Raw genomic sequence first — 26,183 nt, forward strand, 5'->3', positions numbered from 1 at the left:
TGCGCATAAAATTGCATTCTGTGTCTGTTTGCTATAAAAATATGCGCTGAACGCAATTTTTGCCACCTCAACACACGGGACATGCAACCACATGGCTTTAGGCACCGCAATCCGCATGCGTCGCAAGGCGCTCAATATGACACTGCAGGAACTCGCCCGCAAGGTGAATGCCAACAGCGGCAACCTTTCCCGTATCGAACGCGGAACACAAGGTATCTCCGAAGCCATGTTGCACAAACTTTGCGCGGCACTGGATTGCACGGCGGCTTCCCTCTATGCACAAAGCGATGCAGAAAGCGGCAACAGCACCAACACTTCGCGCATCACCCTGCACCAGCCGCAGGAGTTTGTACGCTGGTTCCGTTCCGCCGCGCCCTATATCCATGCATTCGGCGGGCGCACTTTCGTGATCGCTTTCGGTGGCGAGGTTGTCGATGACGGTCAATTCGTCGCCCTATCCCATGACCTCAATCTGCTCGCCAGCCTGGAAGTGCGCCTGGTGCTGGTGCATGGCGCCCGCCCGCAGATCGAAAGCCGGCTGAAACGCTCGCGCCTGAAAACCCATCTCGTCGATGGGCTGCGCGTCACCGACGATGAAGCCATGGAAGCAGTCAAGGAGGCCAATGGTGCGGTACGCGTGGAAATCGAATCCCTGCTCTCCATGGGCCTGATCAACTCCCCGATGGCTGGTGCCGATATCCGCGTTGCCAGCGGCAATTTCGTCACCGCGAAGCCATTGGGCGTGCGGGAGGGTGTGGATCTGCAACACACAGGCGAAGTGCGCAAGGTGGATGCCATAGGTATCCAAAAACGTCTTGATGATGGCGAACTGGTGTTGCTGTCTCCGCTGGGCTATTCGCCCACGGGAGAAGTGTTCAACTTGACACTGGAGGATGTCGCCACCAGCGCCGCAATTGCGCTGGATGCGGACAAACTGATTTTCCTCATGGATTCCAGCGGTGTGCACAATATCCGTGGCGAGCTGTTGCGCGAGATGACCACGGACAAGGCCAGAAACCTGTTGCGGCACATTGGCAACAACGGCCCGCAAAGAATCACCGAGGACGAACTGTATTACCTGCCTGCCGCAATACGCGCCTGCGAGCAAGGAGTGGCACGCACGCACCTGATCAGTCGCCATGTGGACGGCGCCATCCTGCAGGAGCTGTTTACCCATGACGGCATAGGCACCATGATTACCGAGGATGCGCTGGAGGCTATGCGGCCGGCAGACATCACCGATGTCGGTGGCATCCTGCAACTGATAGAACCGCTGGAAAACGAGGGCATCCTGGTGCGCCGTGGCCGCGAACGGCTAGAAATGGAAATCAACCATTTCCATGTGATGGAGCACGACGGCAAGATCATCGGCTGCGCCGCCCTCTATCCATTTCCTGAGGTAAAAACAGCTGAACTGGCCTGCATGGCCGTGCACTCCTCCTTCCGTCGTGGAGGACGCGGCGACCGTCTGCTTGGTTATTGCGAAGCGGTCGCGCGCGAATCCGGCATGCGCTCCATCTTCGTGCTCACCACTCGCACCGAACATTGGTTCCTGGAACGCGGATTCAAGGAAACCGATGTCGAGCATCTACCTGGCGAAAAAAAGAAACTCTATAACCTGCAACGCCGCTCAAAAGTATTCACCAAGCAAATCTAAGGAAGGTCTACTTACCTAATTATTGGTGATCAATAAACAGATCTCACACACATTCAATAACAGCAACAATTTCCAGCAAATCAGCAGTTAGCATTCAGGTCGCCTTCATTGCGTCTTTCGCGTGATTTTCATGACAAACCGGTTAGAATAGGCGCACCTCTGTTCATTCACTCGCCCATCGTTTAGAGAGAACCAATGCAAACCGAAAACGCTGCCATCAACAAGGCAAAAACCCTCGCAGAAGCCCTACCCTACATCAAGCGCTTCTTCGACAAGACCATCGTCATCAAATACGGCGGCAACGCCATGACCGACCCATATCTGAAAGAATGTTTCGCCAGCGATGTCGTATTGCTGAAACTGGTCGGCATGAACCCTATCGTGGTGCATGGCGGTGGTCCGCAAATCAACGAATTGCTCGACAGACTGGGGAAAAAAGGCGAATTCATCCAAGGCATGCGCGTCACGGATGAAGAAACTATGGACATCGTGGAAATGGTGCTGGGTGGCCAGGTGAACAAGGAAATCGTCCACCTCATCAACCGCAATGGCGGCAAGGCGGTCGGCCTGACGGGGCAAGATGGCAATTTCATCCATGCGCGCAAACTGCTGGTGCAGGATCTGCAAAACCCCGCCAACAAGATCGATATCGGCCAGGTAGGCGAAATCAGCGGTATCGACCCCAGCCTGATCCAGTTCCTCGATAGCGGCGACTTCATTCCAGTGATTGCCCCGATCGGCGTGGGCGAAGATGGTGAAACCTACAATATCAACGCGGATGTCGTCGCCGGCAAGCTGGCGGAAATCCTCGGCGCGGAAAAGCTCATCCTGCTCACCAACACGCCCGGCGTACTCGACAAGAGCGGCAACCTGCTCACCGGCCTCACACCCAAGCAGATCGACGACCTGGTCACAGATGGCACCCTCTCCGGCGGCATGCTGCCCAAGATCAGTTCCGCATTGGACGCTGCCCGCAGCGGTGTGAAATCCGTACACATCATTGATGGCCGCGTGGAACATGCATTATTGCTGGAAGTATTAACCGATGCCGGCGTCGGCACCATGATTACCGCAAAGTAAACACACACTCACCTCATGTCACGCAAGGTCTGGATTTTCGACCTCGACAACACGCTGCATGATGCAGATGCGGCAATCTTCCCGCATCTGCATATCGAAATGACGCGCTACATCATGCGCGAACTCAAGCTGGAAGAGCAAGCAGCCTGCCTGCTGCGCCAACATTACTGGCATACCTACGGCGCCACGCTCAAGGGCTTGATGCGCCATCACCGAGTGCCTCCTCATCATTTCCTGCACCAAACCCACCGGCTCGACGATTTGCCGCGCATGGTGAAATCTGTCAAAAGATTGCGGCATACCTTGCAGCAAATCTCCGGACGTAAGGTAGTATTCACTAACGCGCCGATGAGTTATGCCAAAAGAGTGCTAGAATTACTGACTGTCGAAGACGTATTCGATCAGGTGTTCAGCGTGGAGTCCTCGGGCTTCCATCCCAAACCTGCAATGCGCGGCTTTCAGCATTTACTACAAACATTGGGTGTGCAGGCAGGCAATTGCATCCTGCTTGAGAACAGCCTGCCGGCATTGATGACGGCCAAACGGCTAGGCATGAAAACCATTCATGTTTCATCCCGGCTCAGGCGGCCTGCTTATGTGGATGCCCGTATTTCCAACGTGCTGAAATTGCCCCACACCTGGCTTTATAAAACTTATAACAGGCGGGAAACAAGGGAGTGATCCCTGTCCGACTTTCTGCCTTAGTTCATAACCAAGAGGTAAAGAAATGGCTTTAAAACCCGGAGAGCGCAAACAACAGATTCTGGAAACCTTGGCCAAGATGCTGGAATCTCCCAAGCGTGAGAAGATCACCACCGCATCCCTGGCCGCCAGACTTGAAGTCAGCGAGGCAGCCCTCTACCGCCACTTTCCCAGCAAGGCCAGGATGTTCGACGGCTTGATTGAGTTCATCGAGCAGACCCTGTTTGGCCTGATCAACAAGATCACCACTGAAGAAACCGAAGGGCTGCGCCAGACGCGCCGCATCGTCACCATCCTGCTACTGTTCGCGGAAAAAAACCACGGCATGACACGCGTACTGATCGGTGATGCGCTCGTGAATGAGGATGCCAGCCTGCAAACCCGCATCAACCAGTTGTTCGACCGCATTGAATCCACGCTCAAGCAAAGCCTGCGCATTGCCGAAACCCAGACTGGCCGCAAGCTGGATCCTGAATCCCAGGCTAACCTGCTGATCTGCTTTGTGATTGGGCGTTGGCATCAGTTTGCCAAGAGCGGTTACAAGCGCAAGCCGATGGAATACGTGCAGCAGCAACTGACACTACTATACGGCCTGGAAGAATAAACACTCACTTCAGCATAAAAAGCCCCGCACAGCGGGGCTTTTTCAATTCTCTTGGGGGTTGTCCGGTGTATCAAGGATGAGCTGGTAGAAATCCGTATCCAGCCATCGCCCGAACTTATACCCGACCTCCTTTAATCTGCCTGCATGCGTGAATCCCAGGCGCTGGTGCAGCCTGACGCTGGCCTCGTTCGCCGTATCGACACATCCAACCAGCACATGGAGCCGGGCCAATGCCGCGCGGCGGATCAACTCTTGCAGCAGTAACGTTCCCAGCCCTTGCCCATGGTATCCCGGCTTAATGTACACGCTGTGTTCCACCGTATATTGATAGGCCGGAAACATCCTGAATGTTCCCCAAGTGGCAAACCCTGCCAACACGCCAGCGGCATCCACTACGCCCACAACCAGGAATCCCGCCTCCTGCTTGGCCGAGAACCATGCTTCCATCATTTCGGGCGACCTGGGGTGGTAATCGTACAATGCCGTGGAATTGACGATGGCGTGGTTGAGGATAGCGAGGATATCCGCAGCATGTTTTTCATGGGTACAATCCACCAAGCGGAAACCGACGGGCGAGATATTGCCGGAGTTCACAACATCCTCTGGTTCAAGGGAAAACTGAATGCCTGCTTCATCGCAGTAACGCGCGCTGCGAATACTGCTTCTTTGATCGTGGCAGGAGTAGATTGCTGCCGCGCGACCACTCCCGCATCCACCTTCATCACTACTTCCAGAATATCTAGCAATAGTTGGAAATACGGCAACTCCTGACGTTCAAAACCAAGACGTCCCCTGGCATCGGATTCGCATGCGCGCAAGAAATCGCGAAACCGCGCTGGCTGGCGCAAGGCATCGGTATCCTGCAGGAATCGCAGCACCGTGGCGGGCTGCATTTCTCCGACCTGGTGCACCTTGCCGTGGAATCTCGCCACTACCAGCGCCAGCTCCTTGCAATCGTTAGGTACGCGCAAGCGCTGTACCAGCGGCTGCAATAGCGCGACGCTACGCTCCTCATGGCCGATATGCCGGGGCAGGATATCTGCAGGCGTTATGCCCTTGCCGAGGTCATGCGTCAACGCGGCAAAGCGCACCGGCAGACTGAAGCCCATGCGGGCGGCATAATCCACCACCATCATCACATGAATGCCGGTATCGATTTCGGGATGGTACTTGGCGGTTTGCGGCACGCCGAATAGCTTGTCCAACTCAGGCAATAACCGCTCGAGCGCGCCGCAAGCACGCAGCGCCTCGAACATGCGGCTTGGTTTTTGCTCCATCAGGCCCTTGGCCAGCTCCTGCCATACGCGCTCCGGCACCAGCGCATCCACCTCGCCAGCCTCCACCATCCGGCGCATCAGCGCCATGGTTTCGTCCGCCACAGTGAATTCGGTGAATCGTGCTGCAAAACGTGCTGCACGCAAAATACGGACAGGGTCTTCACTGAATGCAGGGCTTACATGGCGCAAGACCCTGGCTTGCAAGTCTGCCACGCCGTGGTAAGGGTCGATCAGGTTGCCCTGTCCGTCCTCGGCAATCGCGTTGATCGTGAGGTCGCGCCGCGCCAAGTCCTGTTCCAGCGTGACATCCTGGTCGGCATATACTTGGAAACCCTTGTAACCCTTGGCCGTTTTGCGCTCGGTGCGCGCCAGGGCGTATTCCTCATGCGTTTCGGGATGCAGGAATACCGGAAAATCCTTGCCTACGGGGCGGTAGCCGAGCTGCACCATGGTCTCTGGTGTGGCACCAACGACGACATAATCCCTGTCCTTGATTCGCAATCCCAGCAACCTATCGCGGACTGCGCCGCCTACGGTATAGATTTGCACAACGTCAGTGCTTGCTGAATGTTCTTCCCGCAAAACTGCGGAAACGATCATAAGCGCCGCGTGGCGTATCGCCAACCAGGTATTCTGGCGCGATCGCCTCCAATGACGTTGTCGGCACACCAAACAACTCTTGCACAGGCTGGTCACACACGCTGTCCACCTCCATGCTGAACAGGTTATCCCGCGTCATGAGCTTGACCGGCAATTTTTCCATGACATAGGCCTGGTAGTAGGAAAGCGTGTCGTTGAGCGGGACGATGCGGCGTTTCTTGCCGAGCAGGAAAGCCACAAAGCTGATGAGTTCCTGCAGGGTATACACCTGCGGCCCTCCCAGATCGATGCTGCGGCCATAAGTACTGACATTTTCCAGTGCGGCCACGAACACATGCGCCACATCCTCAACCCAGATCGGTTGAAACCGCGCCAGAGGCTTGGCGACTGCAATAACTGGCAACAGCTTGACTACACTGGCGAACAAGCTGAGGAACTGGTCGCCACGGCCAAAAATAACGGAAGGCCTGAATACGGTCACGTTCAACTCACCGGAATGCGCAAGCACGGTAGCCTCACCCGCTGCCTTGGAACGCAAGTAGGCGCTCTTGGCACCGGCGCTTGCCTTGAGCGCGCTCATATGCAGCAACCGCTTCACACCCTGCTTGCAGCAGATATCCGCAATACGATTGGGTAGCTCGGCATGTATCTTCTGGAAACTCGCTTGCGATGACTCATGCAGAATGCCTACCAGGTTGATGACCGCATCCTGTCCGTGAATCTGACCTGCCAACGCGGTATCGTTGAAGATGTCACACTCCACAACCTGCACGTTGGGGAGCAGGATCAGGTGCTTGCTGCTTTCCCGCCGCCGGGTTAGCACCTTGACGTCATAGCCTGCCGTGCTCAGTTTCTGCACAATCGCACTGCCGACGAAACCGGAGCCGCCAAGGACACATACTTGCCTGATACGTTGCATTACCACTATCCCTTCAATGATTGCCAGAATCTGGCATTAGTCCTGTTCCGGATTGATAGGCTCGCCCACCCCGGGAACAGTTCCCAGTCGTTCTTTCAGCGTCTGCGGCTTGGTGCCGAGCTGCTGCGAATAATAGATGGAATTACCCAATACCTTTTTCACATAGTCCCGCGTCTCGCTGAAGGGAATGGTTTCCGCATAAATAGCACCCTCCAGCGGCTTGTCCGAAGCCCAGCGCTTCGGCCTGCCTGGCCCCGCATTATAGGCAGCCGTCGCCATCAATGGCTGCTGCTCCATCCTGTCCATGGTGTAGCGCAGGTAGTGCGTGCCGAATTTCAGGTTGGTATCGAGCTGGTTGATCATGGCAGGTTTGTAATCGCCCATACCCATGCGTTTGGCAATCCATTTAGCCGTTTCAGGCATGACCTGCATCAATCCCGAGGCGCCAGCCACGGATTTGGCCCAGCTCACAAAGCGGCTCTCCTGGCGAATCAGACCATAGACCCATGCTTCGTCCAGCGCATTGTCCGCCGCATATCCCTGCATGATATCGCGATAAGGCGTGGGATAGCGCAGGGCGAAATCATGCACCAGCTTGGTACGGTCGGCGGTGCTGATGGCAATGTCATACCAACCCTCACGAAACGCCACCTCTGCCGCCGCAATCAGTTGCTTATCGTCGAAATCACGGCTGGCAAACCGCCACTCCTCGCGCGACTCCCAACGCATCTCCAGGCGTCGCAACGCCAGCGCGCGTTGTATGCCTGCATTTTCCAGCGCTGCCCGCACCTCATCCGCACTGGCCTTGTAAGGCTGGTGCTGTGCCGCCATGACATCGCCCATCTCCTCCTCTGCCAGCAGGCCATAATAGGTATTCTCCTTGGAAAGCTTGACCAGTATCAGGTTGGCCGCCACCAGCTGCTTCTGTTCCTTGAGTGCTCTGGCCTTCCAGTATTGCCAGACCTGCTCTTCCTGCTGGGATTCAGGCATGGTGGCAATCGTCGCCTGCAATTCCTTCCAATCGCCGGCACGCATGGCAGCCCTGGCCTTCCATTCCTGCTGCTCCTTATCAAGCACGGCATTGCCCGCTCTCTGGAAATACGTCAGCGCGGCAGGATCATGCTTGCGCGCCGCATGCAAGGCAAAACGTCCCCAGAAATAATCGCGGTCGGCCACATCAAAATTGACATGCCGCTTTTCCCATATATCCAGCGCCAACGCAGGCTGGCCACGGCTCAGACGCTCCAGCGCATAGAGATTGAGCTCCTTGCCCAAGCGGGTCTTGAAACTGATCTGTTGCTTTTCCAGCACCTGTTGCGGGTTCTGGTAAACACGGTCGAGCAGCTTGAGGTTGTTCTTGTCGAAACCCGGCAGGCGTTGCAGCACCGCCTTGGCGACCGTGATCCGTGAGCCCTGCAGCAGCAAACGAATACGCGCCCATATATCCTCTTCGCGCAACACCCCGCCTTGCTGCAAACGGTTGAATACAGCTTCGCAATTGGCTGGCAGCTCATTGCCAGTCAGCCATAGCGCCTTGCCTTCTTCGACCCCCGATTCCAGCCCCTGCTGAATATGGCCATCCGTGGCATAACAACTGACCGCCATATCCTCACGCTGGAACTTTGGGTATTCCTCAAAGAAGGCGGTCCAATCCTGGCGGCGTGCCAATATCTTCAGCCACTCCCCACGCAGGCGGTCGGCAAAAGGCGCGTCTTTGTATTGCTCAAGAAAAGCCTGGACCGTCTGCTTGTCCGCTTGGGACAGGTTGAGCAGCAAACGCCAATAATCGGTATAAGGCGCCAGAATATATTGTTGCGCGTGCAGGCGTTGCGAAGCATCGGTCAGCGCATTGAGATTGCGGCTGTTATAGGCGGCACGTGCGTTCTGAAAAAGATCGTCAGCGCTGGCAGCATGCACTGCATGAGTTTGAAAAAAAAGCATCCAGCACGCCAGCAAAAGCGGAATCAATACCACCTTGTCCTGCCCATTGGATTTGCCAGCATTTTTTGACGAGGCTGCCAGCATGATGCCTACTTTACTTGACTGCATGTGTGTACCCAAACCGTGACGCAACACCAAGCATAGCACAGCGACCCAAGGGATAGACCGCTGCAATCAAGCCAGCTAATAGAGAATGATACGACCCATGCTAATGACCAAAGCCACCGTGACCATCATCACTACAAGAAACTTGATCAACTGCCAGGTAAACCGTAAATAGCGCTTGTCGCCCGAAAGAAAATAGATACCCAGCGACACTACGACAGAAATGGCTGCCAATATCAGCAGGATGCGTAATACCAGCATGGATTAGAACCTGATCAAAGACTTTTTATAAGTACGCATGGTTTCAAAACGCGTCCAGTCAAGGCGCAGTCCACGGGTAATGCTCATTGCCTTGCCAAGGACTGCAACACGGAGCGGGCGCGTTTTGAAGCCATGCCCTTCGGGTTGGCCTGACAAGGCAGCCGCTGCTGTGTTGTAAATCCTCGCCGTGCAATGAGCACGACTGCGGTTTACGCCTTGCTTCGACTGCCTTGTCAGGTCGACGTATCTCATAAAAAGTCTTTGATCAGGTTCTTAAACGTATTGCAGGACTGGCGGCATGCCAATCGGGTTGCGGAACGCCTGGGGGGCCTCATCGAACTTGTCAAAGGTGGCATATTCCCAGGCTTCTGCATCTGCTAGCAAGGTGCGCAACAATTGATTGTTCATGTAATGGCCGGCCTTGTAGGCGCTGAAAGCGCCAATCAGCGGATGGCCCAGCACATACAGATCGCCAATCGCATCCAGCATCTTGTGCTTCACGAACTCGTCGTCATAACGCAGGCCATCGCTGTTCAGTACGCGGTATTCATCAAGCACAATGGCATTATCCAGGCTACCGCCGCGGGCCAGGCCCATGGAGCGCAATGCCTCGACCTCATGCATGAAACCGAAGGTGCGCGCGCGGCTGATTTCCTTGATATAGGAGTTGTCAGCAAAATCCATTGTAATTTTCTGCCCGGTATTTTCCACGGCAGGATGGTTGAAATCAATCGTGAAATCGAGCCTGAAGCCAAAATAGGGATCGAAACGCACCCATTTGTCACCTTCGCGATATTCAACAGTTTTTTTGATGCGGATGAATTTCTTCATCGCAGTTTGTTCGACAATACCGGCCTGTTGCAGAAGGAATACAAAAGGCCCGGCACTGCCGTCCATGATAGGCACTTCACCAGCATTGAGCTCGATATGGATATTGTCCACACCCAATCCGGCCAAGGCAGACATCAGGTGCTCGATCGTAGCGACCCGCGCACCATTGCATTCCAGCGCGGAGCACAGTTTGGTATCGGTGACGAGATGGGGTTGCACCCTGAATGCCGCAGTGCCGGGCAGATCGACCCTGCGGAAGACAATACCGGTATCAGGCGCGGCTGGCTTCAAGGTCAGGGTAACCTTGTCGCCAGAATGCAACCCAACACCAGTGGCGCTGATTTCATTTTTCAGTGTTCTTTGTTTAAGCACTGTGATCTCTCTGAACGAGAACCCCCATCTACATAATCCTCACATTATATCACGCGAGCTCACCCTTCCCGGGCAGGCGGTCACCCACCCGCTCCGGCACGGAAGCCATACTAATGAAGATGCCCATCTGGATGCCTGGCTTTAGTCAGCCTGCTTGCGCAGGAATGCAGGAATATCATATTCCTCCACGCCCGACATCTTCATGGCTTCGACCTGGGCACGACGGCCATTGGAGCTGAATACAGCCGGACCCTCGTCGTCCATGCCGCCCATATATACAGGCTGATTGGTCGTGCCATCGCGCACCTGGGTCATCACACGCAATTCAGGTTTCTGCTGACGGCGAGCCACAGTGCCGTTCAGGCCGGTCGCGACCATGGTCACGCGCAGACCGTCGCCCATGGATTCATCGAATACATTACCGACGATCACGGTCGCATCATCCGCAGTGAATTCCTTGATGGTGTTCATCACGTCGTAGTATTCCTTCATCTTGAAGGACATGCTTGCAGTGATATTGACCAGCACGCCGCGCGCATTCGCCAAATTCACATCTTCCAGCAATGGGCTTGCCACAGCTTGTTCAGCCGCAATACGGGCGCGCTCGCTACCGGTGGCAGTGGCGGAACCCATCATCGCCATGCCCATTTCGGACATTACGGTACGCACGTCGGCAAAGTCGACGTTCACCATGCCTGGGCAATTGATGATCTCGGCAATGCCTGAAACCGCGTTGTGCAACACGTCATTCGCGGCCCTGAAGGCTTCCAGGAACGGTACGTCCTCACCCAGCACCTGCATGAGCTTCTCGTTCGGGATGATGATAAGAGAGTCCACGTGCTTGGAAAGTTCTTCCAGGCCCTCTTGCGCCACCTTGGTGCGCTTGCCTTCAAAAGCAAAAGGCTTGGTCACCACGGCCACAGTGAGGATACCCATTTCCTTGGCCACTTCCGCGATGATGGGCGCAGCGCCGGTGCCAGTACCGCCGCCCATGCCAGCGGTGATGAACAACATATCTGCGCCATCGATCACTTCCGCGATGTGGTCGCGGTCTTCCAGCGCAGCCTCGCGACCGATTTCAGGACGCGCACCCGCGCCCAGTCCCTTGGTGATCTCAGTGCCAATCTGCAACACGGTTTTGGCCTGGCTCTTCTTCAGCGCCTGCATATCGGTATTGGCACAAATAAATTCCACGCCGCCGACTTCCTTGGCAATCATGTGCGCCACGGCGTTACCGCCGCAACCGCCCACGCCTATCACCTTGATCACGGCCTCTTGTGAGTCCCTGTCCATAATCTCAAACATGTTCCATCCTCCTTAAATATTACGTCTGCCTAAACTCGAAAAAAGTACAACTACACGCTGCCATTCAACTCAACTGCTAAAAATTACCCTGAAACCAACTCTTCATCCGGCTCAACACCTGGCTGAAAGAATTGGATTCCAACTGTCCCTGGAGATGACGCTCAACTTGCTGCTGCCCCATCAACACCAGTCCCACCCCGGTGGCATATCGCGGATTGCCTACCACCTCGGACAAACCTCCCACACTGCGCGGCATGCCAAGGCGCACCGGCATGTGGAAAATCTCTTCACCCAGCTCCACCATCCCCTTCATCAGGGAAGAACCGCCTGTAATCACGATGCCGGAAGCGATCATTTCCTCCATGCCGCTGCGGCGTAGCTCGCCAAGCACGAATTCATACAATTCGACCACACGCGGCTCAATCACCTCGGCCAAAGTCTGCACCGACAACTGGCGCGGGTCGCGGCCATCGACGCCAGGCACTTCCACCACTTCGCGCGGATCAGCAAGCTGACGCAAGGCGCAGCCGTGCTTGATCTTGATCTCTTCTGCCGACTGAGTTGGCGTGCGGAACGCCACCGCCACGTCGTTGGTAATCTGGTCGCCCGCAATCGGCACCACTGCGGTATGGCGGATCGCGCCCTGCTTGAACACGGCAATGTCGGTCGTGCCGCCGCCAATATCCACCAGACAGACACCAAGCTCTTTCTCGTCCTCGGTCAATACTGCCGTGCTGGAAGCCAATGGTTGCAGGATGAGGTCGCTCACCTCCAGTCCGCAGCGCTTGATGCACTTGACGATGTTCTGCGCGGCGGAAACGGCACCTGTAACGATATGAACCTTGACCTCCAGCTTCATGCCGCTCATGCCCAGGGGCTCGCGCACATCCTCCTGCCCGTCAATGATGAATTCCTGCGTGAGGATATGCAGAATCTGCTGGTCGGACGGCAGGGCAATCGCCCGCGCAGTCTCGATCACGCGGTCCACGTCCATCTGCGTCACCTCGGCATCCTTGATCTTCACCATGCCGTGCGAGTTGAGGCTCTTGATATGCGAGCCTGCAATGCCAGTGAATACAGTGCTGATCTTGCAATCCGCCATGAGCTCAGCCTCTTCCAGCGCGCGCTGGATAGCCTGCACGGTGGAGTCGATATTCACCACCACTCCCTTCTTTAGCCCCCGCGAGGCATGTTGGCCCAGGCCGATGACCTTGAGACTGCCATCCACCTGCAACTCAGCCACGATGGCGACGATCTTTGAAGTGCCTATATCCAGCCCGACAATGAGGTTCTTATCTTCCCGGACCCTGCTCATTTATTTCTCCAATTTTCCATGTTACTCAGGCTGCTCCTGTCTTGCGTTTTGGCTTCAATCCCTCGGGCTTACGTACGGCAAAACCGTTGGGATAGCGCAAATCGGCGTAGTTGATTGCCACCTTCAACCCGCCTAATGTCTGTTCATATACGCTGGCGAACTTCTGCAAGCGCGTCTCCATCTCTTCCCGGCCCAGTTCGATCACCATGCCGGTATTGGTCTTGATCTGCCAGGCGCGGCGCGGGGTCAATGCCAGCTGCGCGATGTGCATGCCGGTACCCGTACCCAGGATCTGGCTATAGGCGCCGTATTGCTTCGCCACTTCCGCCACACCGTCCCCGGGACCGTAGAACACCGGCAGGTCACTGTCCGAGGCGGCGTGGAACAACTCACCGTAAGTGTTCACCAACGCGATATTTCCCCAACGCGCCAGCTCCCTCTGTTCCTCGATCACCACTTCCAGGCGGTCGGGCCAACGCTTGCGCACGCTGACCTTGCGCGCCCACGGCAGCTTCTGGAAGGCGTCGCGCGCCTTCACCACGTCCACCGTGAAGAAATTGCCCTGCAAATGCCGGTCTGCGATCAACTTGATCTGCTCGCGCGTCACGTGATCCAGCTTGCCTTCCACCCGCACTTCCTTGAGCGGAAAAATCGGCAGGTGCACGACCACATACACCAGCCCGTACAAAAACATCACTGCCGCCAGCGCATTGAGCAGGTTCGCCACCCAGTTGAGGGCGCGCGGCTTATCCCACATGCGCCAGCTCCAATACCTTCAGCACCAACTCATCGAAACTGAGCCCGACCGCCTTGGCTCCCATCGGCACCAGGCTATGGTCGGTCATGCCGGGCGAAGTGTTCACTTCAAGGAAGTAATGCCGTCCGGCCTCATCCATGAGGAAATCCACTCTGCCCCAGCCCTGCCCGCCGACCACGCGGAACGCCTGCAAGGCCTCGGCCTTGATCTTTTCCTCCAAGGCGGCATCCAGCCCGCAAGGACAGAGGTATTGCGTATCGTCGCGCAGGTACTTGGCCTCGTAGTCGTAGAACTCGTTGGCAGGCACAATGCGGATCACGGGCAAGGCTTCATCGCCGAGAATGCCTACTGTGTATTCGCCGCCGCCGACGAATTGCTCCGCGATTACCAGCGGGTCGGACTTGGCAGCCAGCTCGTAGGCAGCCTTGAGGCCGCCTGCAGCCTTCACTTTGCTGATGCCGATGCTGGAGCCTTCGTTGGCCGGTTTCACGAACAAAGGCAAACCAAGACGCTTCTCGATCGCGGCAAAGTCGCTATCGGCATCGACCAGCTCGAACTCGGGCGTCGCCACGCCAGCCGCGCGCCAGAGCAGTTTGGTGCGCCATTTGTCCATGCCCACGCTGGACGCCATCACGCCACTGCCGGTATACGGGATGCCCATGAGTTCTAGCGCGCCCTGGATGGTGCCGTCCTCGCCATAGCGGCCATGCAGTGCGATGAACACGCGATCGAACCCGGCCAGCTCGCTCAACGCCCGGTCGGCCGGGTCAAAGGCATGGGCATCGACACCGCCGCGACGCAAGGCAGCCAGCACCGCGGCACCGCTCTTCAGCGACACCTCGCGCTCGCCCGACTTGCCGCCCAGCAGAACGGCCACTTTGCCGAAATCCCTACTCATGCCCATCCTCTCCAATCACTCTCACTTCCGCTTGCAGGTCCACGCCCTGCTTTTGCTTCACTACCTCCCGCACATGCAGGATCAATTCCTCGATATCCCTTGCCGTCGCAGCGCCCTGGTTGACGATGAAGTTGGCATGCTTCTCCGACACCTGCGCCCCGCCGATGCTGTACCCCTTGAGGCCGCTGGTCTCGATCAGGCGCGCCGCATGGTCGCCCGGCGGGTTGCGGAACACCGACCCGGCATTCGGCAGGTTCAACGGCTGTGTCGCCAGACGCCTTGCCAACAGCTGTTTGATCCTGGCCTCCGCTTCCACCGCATCGCCATCCGCAAGCTTGAACCAGGCGGCGACGAACCATTCGTCCGCCACCGGCATCTCCACATGGCGGTAGGCGGTGGCGAACGCCTGGTGGTTGCGCTCGTGCAGCTTGCCTTCGCGGTCTATGGTCAGCACGCGGTCAACAATCTCCCAGGTCTCGCCGCCATGGCAGCCGGCGTTCATCGCCAGCGCACCGCCCACGGTGCCCGGTATGCCCGCCATGAACTCCGCGCCATGCTTATGCTGGCGCGCGGCAAACTTGGCAAGCTTGGCGCAGGTCACGCCTGCCTCGGCGTAGACAAATCCTGTATTCAGCTGCAGTGTGGTCAATGCGCCATGCATGAGGACCACTGTTCCCTTGACGCCACCATCGCGCACCAGCAGGTTGGAGCCCAGGCCGATGAAATGCAGTGGCTCGTCGGCAGGCAACCCCGCGAGGAATTGCTGTAGATCGTCCAGGCCGGCGGGAATATACAGCCGCTCGGCTGCTCCGCCCGCACGCCAACTGGTATAACGGGCCAATGACTCGTCATAGAGCAGATTGCCTGTCGCGACCGTGACCGTCACTGCACAGCCTCCATGGGTACACTCTCTGCAGCGGCCGCCAGCTCCCTGGTTTTGGCAGCGACCTGGCCGATGGAGCCTGCGCCCATCACGATCACCACGTCGCCATCCTGCGCCATGTCCACGATTGCCTGCGGCAACTCCTGCGAGGTATCGACAAACAGCGGCTCCACCTTGCCTGCGACACGAATCGCGCGTGCCAGCGAACGCCCGTCGGCGGCCACGATAGGCGCCTCGCCTGCGGCATATACCTCTGTCAGCAGCACCGCATCGGCGCTGGAAAGTACCTTGACGAAATCCTCGAAGCAATCCCGTGTGCGGGTATAGCGATGTGGCTGGAAAGCCAGTACCAGCCTGCGCCCGGGGAAGGCGTCTCGCGCGGCGGCAATCACGGCGCTCATTTCAACCGGGTGGTGCCCGTAGTCGTCTATCAATGTGAACTGTCCGCCGCTCCTGGCCGGCACTTCGCCGTAGCGCTCGAAACGGCGCCCCACGCCCTTGAATTCGGCCAGCGCCTTGATGATGGCGCTATCAGGTACGTTGAGCTCGCTGGCCACCGCAATCGCAGCCAGCGCATTCAGCACGTAATGCCTGCCGGGCAGGTTGAGCGTGACATCGAATGTCGTCGTCACACCGTTGATGCGACTCACGGTAAAGTGCATGCGGCCATTTTCCGCACGCACGTTGCTGGCACGGATACGGGCCTCTTCCGAAAAGCCATACGGCATCACCTGCTTGGAAACCTGCGGCAGGATGGCGCGGATATTCGGGTCGTCGATACATACCACGGCCATGCCGTAGAACGGCAGGCGCTGCAGGAATTCGACAAACGCACCCTTGAGACGCTCGAAATCATGGCCGTAGGTGTCCATATGGTCGGCATCGATATTGGTGACCACGGAAATGATGGGAGTGAGGTGCAGGAAGGAGGCATCCGACTCATCGGCTTCCGCAACGATGAACTCTCCCGATCCCAGGCGCGCATTGCTGCCCGAGGCTTCCAGCCGCCCGCCGATCACGAAGGTAGGATCCATCCCGGCTTCCGCCAGGATGCTGGCAATGAGGCTGGTGGTCGTGGTCTTGCCGTGCGTGCCGGCGATCGCAATGCCCTGGCGGAAACGCATGAGCTCGGCCAGCATCAGCGCGCGCGGAATGATGGGAACGCTGCGCTCGCGCGCCGCCACCACTTCGGGGTTGTCGTCCTTGACCGCGCTGGAAATCACCACCACATCGGCCTCCCCGAGGTTCTCCGCGGCGTGTCCCTGGTGCAGCCTGGCGCCGAACCCGGCCAGCCTGCGCGTGGTGGCGTTGTCAGCAAGGTCGGAACCGCTCACGCTGAAGCCCAAGTTGAGCAGGACTTCGGCAATGCCACTCATGCCCGAACCGCCGATACCGACGAAATGCACGTGTTTCACTTTATGTTTCATTGGCGCTTCCCTCCCTGCGATGGCAGGGCAATACTTTCCAGTTCATTCGCAATCGTCTCTGTCGCCTTCGGCCTGCCCAACTCGCGCGCGGCATGCGCCATCGCCAGCAGGCGGGTTCGAGTCAGCTCCTGCAGCAGCGCGGCCAGCCTCTGCGGCGTCATTTCCTGCTGCGGCAGGTGGATAGCCGCGCCGTGTTCCGCCATCCAGCGCGCATTGTCGCGCTGGTGCGAAGTCGTCGACACCACCAGCGGCACCAGGATGCTCGCAACGCCGGCCACCGCCAGCTCGCTCACCGTGATCGCCCCCGCACGGCATACCAGCACATCGGCCTCAGCATAGGCGCTCGCCATATCATCAATAAAAGGCACTACCCTGGCTTCCACCCCTGCAGCGGCATATGCCTCACGCAAGGCATCGATATGCTGCGTGCCGGATTGGTGAGTCACCACCGGGCGCAGCTCCATTGACAACAAGGCCAACGCCTTGGGCAAGGTCGCATTCAATACTTGTGCCCCCAGGCTCCCGCCCACAACCAATAGGTGTAGCGGCCCTTTGCGCCCTGCAAAGCGCTGTTCCGGTGAATCAATATCCACGATCTCGGCCCGCACCGGGTTACCGGTCACGCGTGCCTTGAACGCCATGTCACCCAATGTCGCGGCGCCACCTTCGAAGCCGAACAATACGCGCTTGGCATGCTTGACCAGCGCACGGTTCGACATCAGCAAGGCGGCATCCGCATTCACCACTGCCAGCGGCACCCCTGCCGCTTTGGCGGCCCAGCCGCCCGGCACCGTGACATAACCGCCCATGCCGAGCACGGCCTGCGGCTTCAATTCGCGCAACAATCGCCATGCCTTCCAAGTAGAGCCCAGCAGGCGGAACACACCCAGCACCGTATGTTTCCATCCCTTGCCGCGCAGGCCGGAGAACTTGAGCTGCGTCATCGGCAACCCGCTTGGCGGTACCAGGCGGTTTTCCATGCCATGTGAAGTTCCCAGCCAATGCACGTTCCAGCCACGCCCCTGCATGGCCTTGGCGATAGCCAGGCCCGGCATGACATGCCCGCCGGTGCCCGCTGCCATGATGAGTAAGGTCTTGCTCATGCTGGCAATCCCTTCTGTATGCGTCTATTCTCCCAGTCGACTCGGAGCAAAATCGCCAACGCAATGCAGTTCGCCAGAATGCCGCTGCCGCCGAATGACAGCAGAGGCAGGGTCAGTCCTTTGGTCGGCAGCACGCCCATATTCACGCCGATATTGATCATGCTCTGCACGCCGATCCAGACGCCTATGCCTTGCGCGAGCAAGGCGGAGAAGTAGCGTTCGTTGGCAATGGCTTCCTTGCCGATGCGGAAGGCGCGAATCACTAACCAGGCGAACAGGCCAACCACAACCATGACGCCAATGAAGCCGAGCTCCTCGGCGATCACCGCCATGAGGAAGTCGGTATGCGCCTCAGGCAGGTAGAGCAGTTTTTCCACGCTGGCACCCAGGCCAACACCCAGCCATTCGCCACGGCCGAAAGCGATCAATGCATGCGAGAGCTGATAGCCTTTGCCATAAGGGTCGGCCCAGGGGTCCATGAAGCCGATCACGCGCTGCAGGCGGTATGGGGAGCTCCAGATCAGGCCTACCACCGCCACCGGCAGCAAGGCCATAAGCCCGCCGAAGATGCGGCCGTTGATACCGCCCAGCCAAAGTATCGCCATGGAAATGGCAACGATCACGCTGAACGCGCCGAAGTCGGGCTCGCGCAGCAACAACCATCCGACCACCACCATCACTGCCACCATGGGCAAGAAGCCACGCTTGATGCTGTCCATCACTTCCGCCTTGCGGATGGTGTAGTCCGCGACGTAGATCGCGGCGAACAGCTTCATGAATTCCGATGGTTGCAGATTGATCACGAACAGCGACAGCCAACGCTGGCTGCCGTTGACGTTGCGTCCGACACCGGGAATCAGCACCAATACCAAGAGGAACAACCCCAGTAAAAATAGATATGGCGCCATTTTCTGCCAAAGTCGCGTGGGCACCTGGAACACTGCAAACGCCGCTGCCAGGCTGATGCCAAGAAAAATAGCGTGACGTACCAGAAAATAGGTGGATTGATGACCAGTCATCCTGTCCGCTTCTGCCAGCGCGATCGACGCGGAATACACCATCACCAGGCCTATGCCCAACAGGATCAGCACCACCCAGACCAAGGCCTGGTCATAGGTCGAGGATGAAGAAGTCAGCCGGTCGCGCCCGCTCAGCATGTACATCATATTGTTCATGCTCGCGCCTCCCGTGCCTGCAACCGGTGCACGGCCTGCACAAACACTTCTGCGCGATGCACATAGTTACGGAACATGTCCAGGCTCGCGCAAGCGGGAGAAAGCAGCACGGCGTCACCCTCTTCAGCCAATGCGAATGCTTCTTCCACAGCCTGCTCCAAGCTGACAGCCTGCATCAGTTTCACGCCAGTGCTTTCCAGGGCAGCAGCTATCAGGACAGCATCACGTCCGACCAACACCACGGCTCGCGCATGCACCGCTACAGGCATCTGCAATGGTGCGAAATCCTGTCCCTTGCCGTCGCCACCTGCTATCAGCACAAGCTTGCGGCTCAAGCCATTAAGCGCCGCAACAGTCGCGCCGACATTCGTTCCCTTGGAGTCGTCATAGAAGGACACGCCTTCCACGTCGGCCACCCATTGCACGCGATGCGGCAAACCCTTGAAATCACGCAATGCCCGCAATGCAACTTCTTCATCAATATCAAGCTCACTACATAATGCGAGTGCCGCCAAGGCATTGGCCGCATTGTGCAGGCCGCTGATTTTCAAGGCGGACACCGGCATCAGCTTGCGCTGTCCGCGGGCCAGCCAGGCTTCGCCGGCATCATGCAGCAGGCCGTACTCCTGTTCATTACCCGGTGCTTTCAGGCCAAATGCGAGCTGAGATAGGCCCTGAACCGTCATGCCTCGGCTCCATGCATCATCAGCGTTGAGTACCTGCAAGCGGGCGTGGGCGAAGATGCGCGCCTTGGCATTGGCATAGGCCTGCATGTCGGCATAGCGATCCATATGGTCTTCACTGATATTGAGCACCGTCGCCGCATCCGCCGCCAAGCTATGCGTGGTTTCGAGCTGGAAGCTGGAAAGCTCAAGCACATAAACATCGGCCGCCTCGTCGATCGCGTCCAGTATTGGCAAGCCAATATTGCCCGCCACGACTGTGTTGAGGCCTGCAGCCTTGCATATCTCGCCCACCAGCGTGGTAACGGTGCTCTTGCCATTTGCGCCGGTAATCGCGATCACTTTGGCATGAGCAGGCCTGGTTTGCGCGAACAGCTCGACATCGCCTACCACGGATATGCCGCGCCGGATGGCAGCCTGGATTTCAGGTTCAGCGAGTGGCACGCCTGGACTGGCGACGATCAACTCCGCGACCTGGAATGCGGCTGCAGTGAAAGGACCCAGATGCACGGCGACTGCAGGGAACTCCTGCCTGACCACATCCAGGACTGGCGGCAGTTCACGGCTATCGGCAACGGACAGGCGCGCGCCCTGGCGAGCAAGCCAGCGCAATGCCGAAAGGCCGGTATCACCCAGCCCCAGCACTAACACTTGTTTGTCCTTGAGTTGCAGCATAGATCCTTTAACCTGTTTCCTTATCTCAGCTTCAACGTGGAGAGGCCGACCAGGACCAGCATCATGGTGATGATCCAGAACCTGACCACGACTTGCGTCTCTTTCCAGCCTTTGAGTTCGTAGTGATGATGCAGAGGTGCCATGCGGAATATTCGCTTGCCGGTGAGCTTGAACGACCCTACCTGCAGCATCACCGAAATGGTTTCCATCACGAACACGCCACCCATGATGAACAACACGATTTCCTGGCGCACGATCACGGCCACGGTGCCCAGCGCCGCACCCAGCGCCAGCGCGCCAACATCGCCCATGAACACTTCCGCTGGATAGGCGTTGAACCAGAGGAAACCCAGTCCCGCACCACCGATGGCAGCACAAAACACGGCAAGCTCACCAGCGCCAGGCACGTAAGGGACGCCGAGATATTTGGAAAAATACAAGTGGCCCGCAACATAGGCGAATACCGCCAAGGCGCTCGCTACCATCACGGTCGGCATGATCGCGAGGCCGTCCAACCCGTCGGTCAGATTCACTGCGTTGCTGGTCCCCACAATCACGAAGTAAGTCAGCACGACAAAGCTCACCACGCCCATCGGCAACACCAGATGTTTGAAGAATGGCACGATCAGATCGGTTTCCGCCGGTGTGCTCGCCGTATGAAACAGATATACCGCCACGCCCGCCCCGATCAGCGACTGCCAGAAATACTTGGCTTTGGCCGACAATCCCTTGGGATTGCGGTATACAACCTTGCGCCAATCGTCGATCAAGCCGATAGCGCCGAAGCCCAGGGTCGTGACCAGCACTACCCAGACGAAGCGGTTATGCAAGTCTGCCCAGAGCAGGGTCGAGATGGCAATGGCAATCAGGATCAGCGCCCCGCCCATGGTGGGCGTGCCTGCCTTGACCAGATGGGTCTGCGGGCCATCATCACGCACAGACTGCCCGACCTTGTATTCGGTAAGCTTACGGATCAGCGATGGCCCAACCAGGAAAGATATCGTCAATGCCGTCAGGGTCGCGAGCACTGCGCGCAAGGTGATGTAATTGAATACGTTGAAACCACGGATGTCCTGAGCCAGCCAGCGGGCGAGTTCAAGCAGCATGATGCTTCTCCTTTTGTTCTTGTAGCAGTTCCACCACGCGTTCCATGCGCATGAAGCGCGATCCCTTGATCAATACGGTGGTAGTAGCATCCAGTGATGGCGACAAGGCACCGGCGAGACCTTCTACCGTGTCATGACAGCTGGCTCCCTGGCCATATGTTTCGGCCGCCTTGGCAGCCAGATTGCCCAACGCATACAAGCCGTCCAAGCCAGCGGCCTTGGAATAAGCACCCAGCTCGGCATGCAGGACAGCTTCGTTCTCGCCCAGTTCGCCCATGTCACCCATGACCAGCAGGCGTTTACCGGACTGGCTGGCAAGCACATCTATCGCGGCGCGCATGGAAGCGGGGTTGGCGTTATAGGTATCGTCGATCAGTACTGCGCCATGTCTGCCCGGCTTGCGCTGCAGCCTGCCCTTGACGCCCGCAAAACCGGCAAGCCCCTCGACAACCGCTTCCAGCGGCACACCCATGGTCAGAGCCACTGCCGTCGCAGCCAGCGCATTTCTGGTGTTGTGCAACCCGGGCACCGGCAGACGCAGCGCGCGCTCACCAGCCGGGGTATGCAATTGCAGATCGCTGCCGTTCGCATGCAAGGCATAACCTGCCGTGACGTCTGCACCGGCATTGAGGCCAAAGCGCACGATGCGATGCTGGCCCGCCAGGGATTGCCATAGCCCGGCATAGGCATCGTCGGCATTGATCACGGCTACGCCGCTATCTCCCAGCCCCTCGAAAATCTCGCCCTTGGCTTTCGCCACCCCCTCAACCGAACCCAGCCCGCCCAAATGTGCCGAGGTCGCATTGTTGATCAAGGCCACATCGGGGCGGCCTATCCGGGTAAGGTAGCTGATCTCGCCAGCATGGTTCATGCCCATTTCCACCACGGCATAACGGTGATGCTCGCGCAGGCGCAGCAAAGTCAGCGGCAGGCCGATGTCATTGTTGAGATTGCCTTGAGTCGCAAGTACGGCATCATCCTCATTTGCCGCAGCACGCAAAATCGCAGCCAGCATTTCCTTGACGCTAGTCTTACCATTGCTGCCAGTGATGGCAGCCACGGGAATGGAGAATTTGGCACGCCACCAGGCAGCCAGCTGACCCAAGGCCAGGCGCGTATCCTCAACCAATACCGCAGGCACGGCGCCTACATCACGAGATACCAACACAGCTGCCGCGCCTTGCTTCAAGACGCTTTCTGCATACTCATGCCCATCGAAACGCTCGCCTTTGAGCGCGATAAACAATTGCCCGGCTTCCAGCTTGCGGCTATCGGTACCGACAGCATGGACCAGCACATCTTCACCGATCACGCGACCACCTGTCGCCTGGGCGATTTCAGATAATCTCATCATGCTGCAATCCCCAAAGCATGGGCGGCCACGGCCGTATCGCTGAACGGGTACCGTACTCCGGCAACTTCCTGATAATCTTCGTGCCCCTTGCCTGCGATCAATACAACATCGCCCGCGTGGGCATGCCTGATGGCCTGGACAATCGCTTGCTCACGGTCCGGCTCCACCTGTGCAGGTCCATGCAGGCCAGCCACCACCTCGGCGATAATGGCGGCAGGTTTTTCGCTACGGGGATTATCCGAGGTCACGATCACTTTATCTGCCAGCCTGGATGCTACTTCTGCCATCAGTGGGCGCTTACCCTTGTCACGGTCTCCGCCACAACCAAATACGCAAATCAACCGGCCTGCAACCTGCTCGCGCAAGGCAAGCAAGGCTTTCTCCAATGCATCGGGGCTATGCGCATAATCCACAACGACCAACGGCTGCGTGCCGCCACCCAGTTGCTGCATGCGTCCTGGCGCCGGATGAATTTGTGCCAGTACTGCTACCGCATTCTCAAGTCTGACGCCAGAAACCAGCAAGGTCGCTAGCACTGCCAGCAGGTTACTGGCATTGAAACGACCCACCAGCCTGGCATGCACCTCGGCTTCACCCTGTGGAGTCTGCACCTGCATATGCATGCCATCGGCATCAAAACGCAAGCCATGTCCACGCACATCGCCACCAGTCAGTCCATAACTCAGCACTTTTCTGCCAGCCGCCTTCAACTCACTCAACAATTCCTGGCCGAAAATATCATCCTGATTCAGGATTGCCGTTTCCAGCCCCTCGAATTCAAATAATTTGCGCTTGGCTGCGGCATAGCTCGCCATATCGCCGTGATAATCCAGATGATCACGCGTCAGGTTGGTCAGCACCGCGACATTGAAAGCAATGCCGCTTACCCGGCCTTGATCCAGCCCGTGCGAGGAAACCTCCATGGTTGCGATTTCAGCACCTGCCAGCAGGTAATCTGCCAGCATGGCTTGCAGGCGGATGGGGTCAGGCGTGGTATTGACGGCGGCTGACAAGGCACCGGGAAAACCATTACCCAAAGTGCCAATCACCACCGCTTTGCGTTGCAATGCATTAAAAGCCTGCGCCAGCCAATGGCTGCAAGAGGTCTTACCATTCGTGCCCGTCACCCCTATCATCCACAGCTTGCGAGAGGGATGCCCGTAGAACTCCCCGGCAAGCGCGCTGGCTTGCTGACGCAACCCTGATACAGGCTGATTTGCCACATTCCAGGCAGAATGCCAGGCAAAACCCTGCTCTTCCCATAACACGCCAAACGCCCCCTGGAGAATTGCCTGAGCAATAAATCGGCGGCCGTCGGCGCTCTCGCCAGGATAAGCCAGGAACAGGCTGCCACTAGTCACTTGACGGCTATCGGCTGTCATGTCGGTAAAATGGCTGCGATCAAGGCTGAGCAGGCTCATACCATCTCCTTGATTTCAGGCAGCTGATCAACCGGGATCACGACATTGTTATTGGGCGCATCCTGCGGAATCGCCAACATGCGCAATGCCCCCGCCATCACCTTGCTGAATACGGGAGCCGCGACGGTGCCGCCGTAGTACTTGCCTGCGCTCGGCTCATCAATCATCACAGCAATGATCAAGCGCGGATTCGACGCCGGGGCAAAACCGACAAATGAAGAGATATAAAGATTAGCCTGATAGCCGCCGACTCCGGGCTTGTGTGCCGTGCCGGTCTTTCCTGCCACTCGATAACCCAGCACTTGCGCCCGCAATGCGGTTCCACCAGGCTGAATAACGGTTTCCATCATGTCTTTCAGGGCATGGGCAGTTGCGGGCGTATACACCTGGTGACCAATAGGCGGCTCCTTGACCTTGAGGAGAGACACCGGCAACAAAGCGCCATCATTGGTAAACACGGTATAGGCGCGGGCCAGTTGCAGCAATGTCATGCTGATACCGTGCCCATAGGACATGGTGGCCTGCTCAATCGGGCGCCAGGTCTTGTAATTACGCAACCGGCCAGAAGCCTCGCCTGGAAAACCAATCCGTGTCGGTGTACCGAAACCCACTTCGCTATACATATTCCACATATAGTGTGGTTCCAGACTCAAAGCCATCTTGGCGGAACCAATATTGGAGGACTTCTGGATAACCTGGGCGACGGTAATTAACCCCTGCGGATGGGCATCGCGAATAGTGGCAGTGCCAATACGCATCGCGCCAGGAGAAGTCTCGATCAAGGTGGTGGGCTTATAATGCCCGCTATCCAGCGCCGCAGCAGCCGTAAATGGCTTGAGCGTCGAACCAGGCTCGAAAGTATCGACAATCGCCCGGTTGCGCGAGCGCCCGCCGGTCAGGTTAACCGGATTGTTCGGGTTGTAGCTGGGCACGCTGGCCATGGCCAGCACTTCGCCGGTCTTGGCATCCAATACGACGACAGACCCAGCCTTGGCCTTGTGCTCTTCCACTGCGGCGCTCAGTTCGCGATAGGTAAGGTATTGAATCTTGCGGTCGATGGACAATGTCAGGTCGCGGCCATCTTGCGGCACTTTGACTGCCTCCAGATCTTCGACGATACGACCACGCCTGTCCTTGATGACGCGACGGCTGCCCGGCTTGCCGGACAACCACTTCTGCGAATGCAGCTCAAAACCCTCCTGCCCGTTGTCATCAATGCCGGTAAAACCCACCAGGTGAGCAGTCACTTCCCCTGCTGGATAATAACGACGATATTCCCGCTGCATGAACACTCCGGGAATACCGATGCTCATTACCTGAGCAGCAAGCTCTGGCGGCACTCGACGCTTGAGATACACAAATTCACGCTGGACATTATCAAACTTGGATTTGACCGCCTCGGGCTTGATCTTGAGGACATGCGCCAGCTTTGCTATCTGCTCAGGCGCCGCTTTCACATCAGGCGGACTCGCCCAGATCGACTCCACGGGCGTGCTGATAGCCAGCGGCTCGCCATGGCGGTCAGTAATCTTGCCCCGATGAGCTGGCAGGGTAAGCACACGACTATAACGCGCTTCGCCTTTCTGCTGCAGAAAGGATTTATGCACGCTTTGCAGGTAGATACTACGGCCCAGCAATACCGCAAACCCGCACAATACCAGCGCCAGCAGCAATCGGCGGCGCCAGACCGGCAAGCGCACCACCGCTCTGGGCTTGGAACCGACACGCATGC

Annotated in this window: 23 protein-coding genes; 4 read left to right on the forward strand and 19 right to left on the reverse strand. The window is 57.7% G+C overall.

The genetic code is table 11. From position 1 onward, the window contains the following. The first annotated feature begins 91 nt into the window (after positions 1 to 91). From argA to slmA, 4 genes are all read left to right on the forward strand, one after another. Positions 92 to 1,657 (forward strand): amino-acid N-acetyltransferase, encoded by a 1,566-nt coding sequence (gene argA / locus V7Z75_RS09810; RefSeq protein WP_334108438.1) that lies wholly within the window; start codon positions 92 to 94, stop codon positions 1,655 to 1,657. Positions 1,658 to 1,852: 195 nt separating this feature from the next. Beyond that, positions 1,853 to 2,737, forward strand: a complete 885-nt coding sequence (argB, locus tag V7Z75_RS09815) for an acetylglutamate kinase (RefSeq protein WP_334108439.1) — start codon at positions 1,853 to 1,855, stop codon at positions 2,735 to 2,737. A gap of 15 nt (positions 2,738 to 2,752) precedes the next feature. Next, positions 2,753 to 3,418, forward strand: coding sequence for a pyrimidine 5'-nucleotidase (locus V7Z75_RS09820; protein WP_334108440.1), 666 nt, complete (start codon positions 2,753 to 2,755; stop codon positions 3,416 to 3,418). A gap of 46 nt (positions 3,419 to 3,464) precedes the next feature. Further along, on the forward strand, positions 3,465 to 4,043 hold the full coding sequence (slmA, locus tag V7Z75_RS09825; RefSeq protein ID WP_334108441.1) for a nucleoid occlusion factor SlmA: 579 nt from the start codon (positions 3,465 to 3,467) through the stop codon (positions 4,041 to 4,043). A 42-nt stretch (positions 4,044 to 4,085) separates the two neighbouring features. Here slmA and V7Z75_RS09830 read toward each other — a convergent pair whose 3' ends face one another. The 19 genes from V7Z75_RS09830 to V7Z75_RS09920 form a co-directional block, all read right to left on the reverse strand. Further along, positions 4,086 to 4,637, reverse strand: a complete 552-nt coding sequence (locus V7Z75_RS09830) for a GNAT family N-acetyltransferase (protein ID WP_334108442.1) — start codon at positions 4,635 to 4,637, stop codon at positions 4,086 to 4,088. After that, positions 4,634 to 5,869 carry a multifunctional CCA addition/repair protein gene (locus V7Z75_RS09835; RefSeq protein WP_334108443.1) on the reverse strand — a complete coding sequence of 412 codons (1,236 nt, stop codon included), beginning with the start codon at positions 5,867 to 5,869 and terminating at the stop codon, positions 4,634 to 4,636. Before V7Z75_RS09835 ends, V7Z75_RS09830 begins: the two co-directional genes overlap by 4 nt. 4 nt (positions 5,870 to 5,873) lie before the next feature. Then, positions 5,874 to 6,839: a complex I NDUFA9 subunit family protein gene (locus V7Z75_RS09840; protein WP_334108444.1), complete on the reverse strand. Its 966-nt coding sequence runs from the start codon at positions 6,837 to 6,839 to the stop codon at positions 5,874 to 5,876. Positions 6,840 to 6,875: 36 nt separating this feature from the next. Beyond that, complete coding sequence (locus V7Z75_RS09845) at positions 6,876 to 8,888, reverse strand: lytic transglycosylase domain-containing protein (protein ID WP_334108445.1); 2,013 nt, start codon at positions 8,886 to 8,888, stop codon at positions 6,876 to 6,878. 75 nt (positions 8,889 to 8,963) lie between these two features. Next, a complete protein-coding gene (locus V7Z75_RS09850; protein ID WP_334108446.1) occupies positions 8,964 to 9,146 on the reverse strand; it encodes a hypothetical protein in 183 nt (60 codons plus the stop codon). A 273-nt stretch (positions 9,147 to 9,419) separates the two neighbouring features. Then, the gene (gene lpxC, locus V7Z75_RS09855; RefSeq protein WP_334108447.1) at positions 9,420 to 10,349 is read right to left on the reverse strand and encodes a UDP-3-O-acyl-N-acetylglucosamine deacetylase; all 930 of its coding nucleotides are present in this window, start codon (positions 10,347 to 10,349) and stop codon (positions 9,420 to 9,422) included. Between the two features lie 141 nt (positions 10,350 to 10,490). Further along, the gene (gene ftsZ / locus V7Z75_RS09860) at positions 10,491 to 11,654 is read right to left on the reverse strand and encodes a cell division protein FtsZ (protein WP_334108448.1); all 1,164 of its coding nucleotides are present in this window, start codon (positions 11,652 to 11,654) and stop codon (positions 10,491 to 10,493) included. Positions 11,655 to 11,730: 76 nt separating this feature from the next. Continuing rightward, positions 11,731 to 12,969, reverse strand: coding sequence for a cell division protein FtsA (ftsA, locus tag V7Z75_RS09865; protein WP_334108449.1), 1,239 nt, complete (start codon positions 12,967 to 12,969; stop codon positions 11,731 to 11,733). Between the two features lie 25 nt (positions 12,970 to 12,994). Continuing rightward, the gene (locus V7Z75_RS09870) at positions 12,995 to 13,726 is read right to left on the reverse strand and encodes a cell division protein FtsQ/DivIB (RefSeq protein WP_334108450.1); all 732 of its coding nucleotides are present in this window, start codon (positions 13,724 to 13,726) and stop codon (positions 12,995 to 12,997) included. After that, on the reverse strand, positions 13,716 to 14,624 hold the full coding sequence (locus V7Z75_RS09875) for a D-alanine--D-alanine ligase (RefSeq protein ID WP_334108451.1): 909 nt from the start codon (positions 14,622 to 14,624) through the stop codon (positions 13,716 to 13,718). Before V7Z75_RS09875 ends, V7Z75_RS09870 begins: the two co-directional genes overlap by 11 nt. Then, positions 14,617 to 15,510: a UDP-N-acetylmuramate dehydrogenase gene (gene murB, locus V7Z75_RS09880; protein ID WP_334108452.1), complete on the reverse strand. Its 894-nt coding sequence runs from the start codon at positions 15,508 to 15,510 to the stop codon at positions 14,617 to 14,619. Before murB ends, V7Z75_RS09875 begins: the two co-directional genes overlap by 8 nt. Further along, a complete protein-coding gene (gene murC / locus V7Z75_RS09885) occupies positions 15,507 to 16,934 on the reverse strand; it encodes a UDP-N-acetylmuramate--L-alanine ligase (RefSeq protein WP_334108453.1) in 1,428 nt (475 codons plus the stop codon). Before murC ends, murB begins: the two co-directional genes overlap by 4 nt. Continuing rightward, complete coding sequence (gene murG, locus V7Z75_RS09890) at positions 16,931 to 18,037, reverse strand: undecaprenyldiphospho-muramoylpentapeptide beta-N-acetylglucosaminyltransferase (RefSeq protein WP_334108454.1); 1,107 nt, start codon at positions 18,035 to 18,037, stop codon at positions 16,931 to 16,933. Before murG ends, murC begins: the two co-directional genes overlap by 4 nt. After that, positions 18,034 to 19,212 carry a putative lipid II flippase FtsW gene (ftsW, locus tag V7Z75_RS09895; protein WP_334108455.1) on the reverse strand — a complete coding sequence of 393 codons (1,179 nt, stop codon included), beginning with the start codon at positions 19,210 to 19,212 and terminating at the stop codon, positions 18,034 to 18,036. The genes murG and ftsW overlap by 4 nt, the downstream gene beginning before the upstream one ends. Further along, on the reverse strand, positions 19,209 to 20,570 hold the full coding sequence (gene murD, locus V7Z75_RS09900; protein WP_334108456.1) for a UDP-N-acetylmuramoyl-L-alanine--D-glutamate ligase: 1,362 nt from the start codon (positions 20,568 to 20,570) through the stop codon (positions 19,209 to 19,211). Before murD ends, ftsW begins: the two co-directional genes overlap by 4 nt. A gap of 20 nt (positions 20,571 to 20,590) precedes the next feature. Next, on the reverse strand, positions 20,591 to 21,676 hold the full coding sequence (gene mraY / locus V7Z75_RS09905; RefSeq protein WP_334108457.1) for a phospho-N-acetylmuramoyl-pentapeptide-transferase: 1,086 nt from the start codon (positions 21,674 to 21,676) through the stop codon (positions 20,591 to 20,593). Then, entirely contained in the window at positions 21,666 to 23,030 is a 1,365-nt protein-coding gene (locus V7Z75_RS09910; protein WP_334108458.1) for a UDP-N-acetylmuramoyl-tripeptide--D-alanyl-D-alanine ligase, read from the reverse strand. Before V7Z75_RS09910 ends, mraY begins: the two co-directional genes overlap by 11 nt. Further along, positions 23,027 to 24,451: a UDP-N-acetylmuramoyl-L-alanyl-D-glutamate--2,6-diaminopimelate ligase gene (locus V7Z75_RS09915; RefSeq protein ID WP_334108459.1), complete on the reverse strand. Its 1,425-nt coding sequence runs from the start codon at positions 24,449 to 24,451 to the stop codon at positions 23,027 to 23,029. The genes V7Z75_RS09910 and V7Z75_RS09915 overlap by 4 nt, the downstream gene beginning before the upstream one ends. After that, positions 24,448 to 26,181 (reverse strand): peptidoglycan D,D-transpeptidase FtsI family protein, encoded by a 1,734-nt coding sequence (locus tag V7Z75_RS09920; RefSeq protein WP_442919909.1) that lies wholly within the window; start codon positions 26,179 to 26,181, stop codon positions 24,448 to 24,450. Before V7Z75_RS09920 ends, V7Z75_RS09915 begins: the two co-directional genes overlap by 4 nt. Positions 26,182 to 26,183 lie beyond the last annotated feature (2 nt).

The organism is Methylobacillus sp. (assembly GCF_036844465.1).
In the GTDB taxonomy this organism is placed as follows: Bacteria; Pseudomonadota; Gammaproteobacteria; order Burkholderiales; family Methylophilaceae; genus Methylobacillus.

Excerpts from the sequence above, each read along its gene's own strand:
- argA (WP_334108438.1), top strand. The coding sequence starts at position 92 with ATGGCTTTAGGCACCGCAATCCGCATGCGTCGCAAGGCGCTCAATATG.
- argB (WP_334108439.1), top strand. The coding sequence starts at position 1,853 with ATGCAAACCGAAAACGCTGCCATCAACAAGGCAAAAACCCTCGCAGAA.
- V7Z75_RS09820 (WP_334108440.1), top strand. The coding sequence starts at position 2,753 with ATGTCACGCAAGGTCTGGATTTTCGACCTCGACAACACGCTGCATGAT.
- slmA (WP_334108441.1), top strand. The coding sequence starts at position 3,465 with ATGGCTTTAAAACCCGGAGAGCGCAAACAACAGATTCTGGAAACCTTG.
- V7Z75_RS09840 (WP_334108444.1), bottom strand. The coding sequence starts at position 6,839 with ATGCAACGTATCAGGCAAGTATGTGTCCTTGGCGGCTCCGGTTTCGTC.
- V7Z75_RS09845 (WP_334108445.1), bottom strand. The coding sequence starts at position 8,888 with ATGCAGTCAAGTAAAGTAGGCATCATGCTGGCAGCCTCGTCAAAAAAT.
- V7Z75_RS09850 (WP_334108446.1), bottom strand. The coding sequence starts at position 9,146 with ATGCTGGTATTACGCATCCTGCTGATATTGGCAGCCATTTCTGTCGTA.
- ftsZ (WP_334108448.1), bottom strand. The coding sequence starts at position 11,654 with ATGTTTGAGATTATGGACAGGGACTCACAAGAGGCCGTGATCAAGGTG.
- ftsA (WP_334108449.1), bottom strand. The coding sequence starts at position 12,969 with ATGAGCAGGGTCCGGGAAGATAAGAACCTCATTGTCGGGCTGGATATA.
- V7Z75_RS09870 (WP_334108450.1), bottom strand. The coding sequence starts at position 13,726 with ATGTGGGATAAGCCGCGCGCCCTCAACTGGGTGGCGAACCTGCTCAAT.
- V7Z75_RS09875 (WP_334108451.1), bottom strand. The coding sequence starts at position 14,624 with ATGAGTAGGGATTTCGGCAAAGTGGCCGTTCTGCTGGGCGGCAAGTCG.
- murC (WP_334108453.1), bottom strand. The coding sequence starts at position 16,934 with ATGAAACATAAAGTGAAACACGTGCATTTCGTCGGTATCGGCGGTTCG.
- murG (WP_334108454.1), bottom strand. The coding sequence starts at position 18,037 with ATGAGCAAGACCTTACTCATCATGGCAGCGGGCACCGGCGGGCATGTC.
- ftsW (WP_334108455.1), bottom strand. The coding sequence starts at position 19,212 with ATGAACAATATGATGTACATGCTGAGCGGGCGCGACCGGCTGACTTCT.
- murD (WP_334108456.1), bottom strand. The coding sequence starts at position 20,570 with ATGCTGCAACTCAAGGACAAACAAGTGTTAGTGCTGGGGCTGGGTGAT.
- mraY (WP_334108457.1), bottom strand. The coding sequence starts at position 21,676 with ATGCTGCTTGAACTCGCCCGCTGGCTGGCTCAGGACATCCGTGGTTTC.
- V7Z75_RS09910 (WP_334108458.1), bottom strand. The coding sequence starts at position 23,030 with ATGATGAGATTATCTGAAATCGCCCAGGCGACAGGTGGTCGCGTGATC.
- V7Z75_RS09915 (WP_334108459.1), bottom strand. The coding sequence starts at position 24,451 with ATGAGCCTGCTCAGCCTTGATCGCAGCCATTTTACCGACATGACAGCC.
- V7Z75_RS09920 (WP_442919909.1), bottom strand. The coding sequence starts at position 26,181 with ATGCGTGTCGGTTCCAAGCCCAGAGCGGTGGTGCGCTTGCCGGTCTGG.